At 37.5% G+C, this 256-nt stretch carries 1 pseudogene; it reads right to left on the bottom strand.

Going from position 1 to position 256, the window contains the following annotated elements:
• Window positions 1–256: pseudogene (locus tag ACY2RT_RS15460) on the bottom strand (peptidase T); the annotation flags it as partial.

Raw genomic sequence — 256 nt, 5'->3', positions numbered from 1 at the left:
ATATTCCATTGCTGAAATTATTTCAGCAATACCTGCTTTGTCATCAGCACCCAAAAGCGTTGTTCCGTATGTAGTGATCAATGTTTTTCCTTTATACAGCAAAAGATCTTCAAAATCATCAGGAGATAAACTAATATTCTGTTCTTGGTTTAAAACAATGTCGCTTCCATCGTAATCTTCAATGCTCTGCGGATTTACATTCGCACCGGTAAAGTCAGGCGTAGTGTCAAAATGCGATATAAAACCAATCACGGGA

This window comes from Ulvibacter sp. 2210JD10-4, from assembly GCF_058148525.1.
Note: the sequence above shows the minus strand (reverse complement) of the source record. Positions and strands in the feature narration are given on the sequence as shown.